Origin of the sequence: Staphylococcus argensis (assembly GCF_002902305.1) — a bacterium.
GTDB lineage: Bacteria > Bacillota > Bacilli > Staphylococcales > Staphylococcaceae > Staphylococcus > Staphylococcus argensis.
This window is the reverse complement of sequence record NZ_PPPX01000015.1, coordinates 39860-46821: the sequence shown is the minus strand read 5'-3', so window position 1 is coordinate 46821 and position 6962 is coordinate 39860. Positions and strand designations below refer to the sequence as shown.

Genomic DNA, 6962 nt, shown 5'->3' with positions numbered 1-6962 from the left:
CCTCTGACCCTCTGATTAAAAGTCAGATGCTCTACCAACTGAGCTAATGGCTCAAAAGATGGTGCCGGCCAGAGGACTTGAACCCCCAACCTACTGATTACAAGTCAGTTGCTCTACCAGTTGAGCTAGGCCGGCGATATGTAATTTCTAAATGGTGGAGGATGACGGGTTCGAACCGCCGACCCCCTGCTTGTAAGGCAGATGCTCTCCCAGCTGAGCTAATCCTCCACATCGAAATATTACTGCCTGGCAACGTCCTACTCTTGCGGAACGTAAGTCCGACTACCATCGGCGCTAAAGAGCTTAACTTCTGTGTTCGGCACGGGAACAGGTGTGACCTCTTTGCCATCATCACCAGACAATTTCTTTACTCTATTTATATTACATTGTTTTGAACTCATTTGCAATAGTTAATTTTACACTCTGTTAAAATTTCTTTGCAATTCATTTACAAACAATCTGTCTTGTTTAAGACGACTTTATTATAGTAATTCATCTCAGCTAAAAAGTCAACAGTTTGCTTGAACTTTTTTATGAGAGATTTAATTTCGCTCGTTTCTTCTTCAAGACCTTATATAGTCTAGCACACATGACCACCCATTGACTAGTGATTCTTTTACACTAATTTAATATTTTCTTTCTCAGTTCTCTCTATCCTATCGACTTATCAATTTTCGCGGAAGACTTATCTATTTGTTATCTACATATATATTCTTTTCAAAAACTCTATCTTGTTATCTGATTACTACTCTACGCCTATTCGCTTCTATCTTACTTACAGAAATATCTTTTCGAGCTCATCTTTTTATTTCTTCAATACTCCTACTTCTCTTAATAATCCAACTCTCCTTTACAACGACTACCGACAACTTTAAAGATTCATTTTTCTAAATAACAGCATGCGCTCACCCCTTGATCCACCCTCCCTCCTCCACTGCGCGCAAATCTCCCGCTTCCCAGACTCATCCCTCTATTCAAACATAAAAAAAGCCCCTTTATTTCAAATTGAACTGGTAAGCCTATATTTGAGCTTAAACGATATTATTCCTCTTCAGCTCTTTCTTAGGTTTAGAAGCGAAAAATTTGTTGATAATTATTAAACGATTCCGCATATTATTCCAGTTGTTATAACCGTAAACGGCTCTTTTAAGTGTTTTTGTTAAATCATCGTTACTTACAATAGAACTATTTGTGACCATTTCAAAAAAAGAACAGCCCGACCTCAGTCAGACTGCTCCTCCTCAAATATATTATTTCTGTCTCATATATGGGAATAACAATACGTCGCGAATAGATGGTGAATTTGTTAATAGCATGACGAGTCTGTCGATGCCAATACCTAAACCACCTGTTGGCGGCATACCATATTCTAGTGCTTCTAAGAAGTCTTCATCCATTTCGTGCGCTTCATCGTTACCTTCTTCGCGCTCTTTTAATTGTGCTTCGAAACGCGCTCTTTGATCGATTGGGTCGTTTAATTCTGTAAAGGCATTCGCATGCTCACGACCTACGATAAATAGTTCGAAACGGTCTGTGAAACGTGGGTCCTCTGGATTTTTCTTAGCTAATGGAGAAATCTCAATAGGGTGACCGTAAACGAATGTTGGTTGAATTAATGATTCTTCAACCTTTTGTTCAAAGAATTCGTTAACGATGTGACCATATTTCATATGATCTGTAATCTCAACACCATGTTCTTTCGCAAGTTCACGTGCTTCTTCGTCAGATTTCACATCATAGAAGTTCACACCTGTAGCTTCTTTAACTGCATCTACCATGTGTACACGTTTCCAGCTTGAACCTAAGTCCACTTGTTCTTCACCATATGGAATTGTCGTTTCGCCTAATACCTCTTGCGCAATATGACGCACCATAGATTCAGTGATATCCATCATGTCATGGAAATCTGCGTAAGCTTCGTAAAGTTCAATCATAGTGAACTCAGGATTATGACGTGTAGACACACCCTCGTTACGGAACACGCGTCCAATTTCATATACTTTTTCTAGCCCACCAACGATTAAACGTTTGAGGTGCAATTCGATAGCTATACGCATGTAAAGCGTAGCGTCTAACGCGTTATGATGCGTTACGAATGGGCGGGCAGCAGCCCCACCAGCGATTTGGTGCATCATTGGCGTTTCAACTTCTAAGAAACCTTTCTTGTTCAAGAAGTTGCGCATTTCTTGAAGAATCTTACTGCGGTTGATAAAAGTTTGCGTGCTATCTTGGTTCGTTATTAAGTCTAAATAACGTTGACGGTAACGTTGCTCAATGTCTTGTAAACCGTGATGTTTATCCGGTAAAGGTCTAAGCGCTTTAGTCAATAACGTGAAATCTTTTGCTTTAACAGACAATTCGCCTGTATTTGTCTTGAACATTACGCCTTCGATGCCGACGATATCTCCTAAATCGGCACTCTTCCAAATCGCAAATTGGTCTTCTCCGATTTGGTCTTTACGTACATACAGTTGGATTTGACCTGTGACATCTTGAATGTGTGCAAATCCTGCTTTACCTTTACCACGTTTCGTCATGATACGACCTGCTACAGTAACATGACTTTCGTCTTCTTTTTCTTTTAACTCTTCTTTACTATATTGATCCCATTGTTCGTGTAGGGGTTCTGCCATATCCGTACGATCAAACTTTTGACCAAATGGATCGATTCCTAAATCGTATAATTCTTGTAATTTTTGACGACGGACCTGCATTTGGTCGTTCATTTCTTCTGACATTTCTTTCTCTCCTTTACGCTTGTTGTATTGTCCACTTCGTTCTCCATACCTTTAAATCAGGAATTCTTAACGCTATTGATTTACGCCAATTAATGTCCTATCTTTTATAAAAGGTAAAAGCTCTGCAGACGCGATTACTTCTACTTCCACCTATGTGATAGTCAGAAGCATAGTTGCGTATTATCTTTACGCCAATTTATTCACCTTATTAATTCTACTAGACTAGCGCGTTGTAATAAAGGAATTTCGCCCTTTCTCTTCTACGAATCAGTACGTTGCACGCGGTCATCGGGAACAGGAATGTCACCAACGCGACGTTGTGTCTTCGGTTCGATGGCATCAGGTGCGATGTCTTGAAGTGGCACTAACACAAAGGCACGTTCCTCCATACGAGGATGAGGGACTGTGAGTTCATCGTCCTGAATTTGCTCCTCACCATATAAGATGATATCGATATCGCAAGTTCTTGGTCCCCAATGAATCTTACGCACGCGATGAAGTTGTTGTTCTACATCAAGACAATGATATAGTAAATCGTGTGCACTTAACGTCGTTTCAACGCTCGCACAAAGATTCAAGAACGCATTTTGGTCAGTATATCCTATAGGTGCAGTGTCGTAGATAGGCGAAACATCACGCACTTCAATACCTTCCACTTGATTTAATAAGCGAAGCGCTTCACGTAAATGATACGCGCGATCACCCATATTGCTACCTAGACTCAAATACGCTTTAGTCATTCGTATTCTCCCTCACAATCTCTATTCCTACACCTTGGTAATGTCCTGGAATCGGTGGATTCGGCTTAGTAATACTTATAGTCGTTTCCATTACACGATTATAGTGTGAATTTATACGTTTTGCAATACGTTCAGCAAGGTGCTCAATCAAGTTGACTGGCGGGCCTTCCATGATTGCTTTAACGTCCTCATAGACTTCGGCATAGTTCACAGTATCCTCTACGCTGTCGGATTCACCCGCTGCTTTTAAGTCAACTTTCAGACGTACATCAACGATAAAGGGTTGCCCGATTTCATTTTCAGCAGCTAAAGCCCCGTGGTACGCATAGAATTCGAGCCCTTTAAGAAAGATTGTGTCTTGCATCTTCATTCTCCTTCAAGTAATCCATACTCTGTCCTATCTTGTAATTCATGGCCACATTATGTACACGGACCGCTTTCACACCTTTCATGATGCCATAAGCTGTCGTTGCTGCTGTCGCTTCGTCGCGTTCTTTCGCTCTCGTCTCATAATTTGCCATTTCTTTGATAAAACGCTTTCGACTCGTCGCAAGCAATACGGGATAACCGGTAGCTACGAGTTCGTCTAGTCTCGCCATGACCTCTTTCTCTTCTTCGCGCGTCTTAGCAAAACCTATGCCTGGGTCTAACCAAACTTTCTGCTCCGGAATTCCCGCAAGTTCAGCCTGGTTCGCTTGTTTCAATAATCTCAATAACATCTCTTCCATCACGGGTTCATCGCGCTGACCATCACCATTATGCATCAAGACGATTTCACCGCCATACTGCGCCACAACGTTAAATATCTCTGGGTCATAAAGTCCCGCCCATTGATCGTTTATCATCGTTGCCCCATGTTTCAGAGCCGCTTCAGCCACTTCACTTCTGAACGTATCTACAGAGAGTTGAACATCTAACTCTGCTAGTGCTTTCACTACTGGAATGACGCGTTCCATTTCTTCATCAAGCGCAACTTCTTCGTGTCCCGGGCGTGTAGAAACACCGCCGATGTCTATAATGTCTACGCCTTCCTCAATCATCGCTTTCGCTCTTTGTAGCGCTTTCTCTACGGAATTATATTCGCCGCCATCAGAGAACGAATCTGGCGTGACGTTTAAGATTCCCATAATTTTAGTATGTGCCACCCACATCGGCCTCCATTCGTTTTAGTATGGTAAAATAGTCTACTTTATCATGATAACTTGAAACGCCTCATTTTTCAGTAGTTAAATATGTAAAGTTAAAATGAGTCCCTGAGACTAGCGATTCAATCGCCTCATTCTGTCACTCAAATCATCACAACGTTTCGCCCCATCGAAGTGCATACAATCAAGGTAACTCAACCTCTACATCTCTACTCACCGATCGCTATTATAATCTAAAAAAGCACTTGAAATGGGAGCCCCACTTCAAGCGCTTGAATAAGATAACAATTAGTCGTCGAATGAATATAAAGGTGTAGAAAGGTAACGTTCACCGTTACTTGGTAATACAGTAACAACTGTCTTGCCTTTACCTAATTCTTTTGCTTTTTCAATTGCCGCGTAAATTGCTGCACCAGAAGAAATACCGCCTAAGATACCTTCTTCTTTCGCAACTTTACGAGACATTTCCATAGCTGTTTCGTTACCGACTTTAATAACTTCTTGATAAATGTTTGTGTCTAACGTATCTGGAACGAAACCTGCACCTAATCCTTGTAATTTGTGTGGACCTGGTTCGCCACCACTTAAGACAGGTGAAGCTTCTGGTTCGATAGCTACGAGTTGGATGTCAGGATATTTCTCTTTTAAGACTTTACCTGCACCAGTTAACGTACCACCAGTACCTACACCAGCTAAGAATGCATCAATTGTCTTACCTTCGAATTGTTCAACAAGTTCTGGACCTGTAGTTAATTCGTGGATTTTAGGGTTAGCTGGGTTCTCGAATTGTTGTGGTTCGTAGTAACCATATTCTTCTTTCAATTCTTTCGCTTTCTTGATTGCACCTTTCATCGCTTCAGATCCAGGTGTTAATACAAGTTCAGCACCGTATGCTTTTAATAAGTTACGGCGTTCTTGACTCATTGTTTCTGGCATTGTAAATACTGCTTTGTAACCTTTCGCTGCACATACGAATGCAAGACCGATACCTGTGTTACCACTTGTAGGCTCTACGATTGTGTCGCCTGGTTTAATCTTACCATCTTTTTCAGCTTGTTCGATCATTGCTAAAGCGATACGATCTTTCACTGAGCCGCCTGGGTTTTGATATTCTAATTTAACATATACATCTGCAGCGTCTTCACCAACGACATGGTTCAATTTGACTACAGGTGTATCTCCAATGACTTCAACAACATTGTTTACTGGTTTCTTTGCCATAGTTATTAGCTCCTTTATAGTACAGTTTTTTAAAACTTACTTGTCTCCTCGGATATACTTTAATTCTATCAGATTTTTCAGTAAAAACAACTGTAATGCACTCACTCCCCTAATTTGGGAGTAAGTCGCGGAGTTCTTCTTCGCTGTAGTGATATTTATTACGACAGAAATGACATTGCGCTTCTGCACCGTGATCTTCTTTAATCATACTTTCAATTTCTGCTTCTCCTAAACTACGGATGGCATTTAGGAATTTGTCATGTCCACAGTTACATTCGAATTGTGCGGGCATTGTTTCTAATATTTGAAGATTATCTTTACCAAGTACTTCTTCAAGAATTTCTTCAGGTGTCAATCCTTGCTCGATAAGTTTAGATATGGGTGTCATGTTTGTAATGGCATCTTCAAGTTGACTGATGACTTTATCATCGGCACCTGGCATCACTTGGATGATGAAACCACCAGCTGCTTTGATAGAGTTGTCTGGATTGACGAGTACACCTAAACCTACTGAGGAAGGCACTTGTTCACTTTTAGCAAAGTAGTACGTAAAGTCGTCGCCTAACTCACCGGAAACGATAGGACTTGAACCAGTGAAATAGTCTTTCATACCCACGTCTTTAACTACAGAAAGTGCACCATCTACACCGACTGCACGTCTCACATCTAATTTACCTACATCATTAAGCGGGAAGTGCGTTTGGGGTTGGCTCACGTAGCCGCGTACATTCCCTTTCGCATCTGCATCAGCAGTAATCTTACCAATGGGGCCTTGGCCATCTACAGTGACGGTCAGTTTCTGGTCACCTTTCAACATAGCCCCCATCATTAAAGTTGCTGTCATCGTACGTCCGAGCGCCGCTGAAGCAGTAGGCCATGTGTAATGTCTCGTTTGAGCTTCTTGAACTGTTTCAGTGGTAAGCGCACTGTAGGCACGAATTTGTCCATCATAAGCAAGAGCTTTAACGATATAATCTTGTGTCATAATTACTTTCTCCTTTATCTATTTCTTGATTAGGTTAACTGAATAAGACCACTTGAGTTCGTATCACTCATCATGTTCTTTCATCATTATCTATTAACACTTATTTTAAGTTGTCATAAACTTTACAACGTTT

Annotated in this window: 6 protein-coding genes, 2 tRNA genes and 1 rRNA gene; all 9 read right to left on the bottom strand. The window is 41.1% G+C overall.

The features are described from left to right. Nucleotides 1-59: 59 nt before the first annotated feature. Nucleotides 60-135: transfer RNA gene (locus CD039_RS08965), tRNA-Thr, on the bottom strand. Between the two features lie 17 nt (nucleotides 136-152). Then, nucleotides 153-228 (bottom strand) — tRNA-Val (locus CD039_RS08960). A gap of 16 nt (nucleotides 229-244) precedes the next feature. Then, nucleotides 245-359 (bottom strand): 5S ribosomal RNA (gene rrf / locus CD039_RS08955). Nucleotides 360-1250: 891 nt separating this feature from the next. Then, nucleotides 1251-2738, bottom strand: a complete 1488-nt coding sequence (gene lysS / locus CD039_RS08950) for a lysine--tRNA ligase (protein ID WP_103372023.1) — start codon at nucleotides 2736-2738, stop codon at nucleotides 1251-1253. A gap of 260 nt (nucleotides 2739-2998) precedes the next feature. Then, nucleotides 2999-3478: a 2-amino-4-hydroxy-6-hydroxymethyldihydropteridine diphosphokinase gene (gene folK / locus CD039_RS08945; protein ID WP_103372022.1), complete on the bottom strand. Its 480-nt coding sequence runs from the start codon at nucleotides 3476-3478 to the stop codon at nucleotides 2999-3001. After that, entirely contained in the window at nucleotides 3471-3842 is a 372-nt protein-coding gene (folB, locus tag CD039_RS08940; protein ID WP_103372021.1) for a dihydroneopterin aldolase, read from the bottom strand. Before folB ends, folK begins: the two co-directional genes overlap by 8 nt. Then, a complete protein-coding gene (folP, locus tag CD039_RS08935) occupies nucleotides 3820-4623 on the bottom strand; it encodes a dihydropteroate synthase (protein ID WP_103372020.1) in 804 nt (267 codons plus the stop codon). Before folP ends, folB begins: the two co-directional genes overlap by 23 nt. A gap of 288 nt (nucleotides 4624-4911) precedes the next feature. Next, nucleotides 4912-5844, bottom strand: coding sequence for a cysteine synthase A (cysK, locus tag CD039_RS08930; RefSeq protein WP_002473056.1), 933 nt, complete (start codon nucleotides 5842-5844; stop codon nucleotides 4912-4914). Nucleotides 5845-5953: 109 nt separating this feature from the next. Beyond that, nucleotides 5954-6829 carry an Hsp33 family molecular chaperone HslO gene (gene hslO / locus CD039_RS08925; protein WP_103372019.1) on the bottom strand — a complete coding sequence of 292 codons (876 nt, stop codon included), beginning with the start codon at nucleotides 6827-6829 and terminating at the stop codon, nucleotides 5954-5956. Nucleotides 6830-6962: the final 133 nt, after the last annotated feature.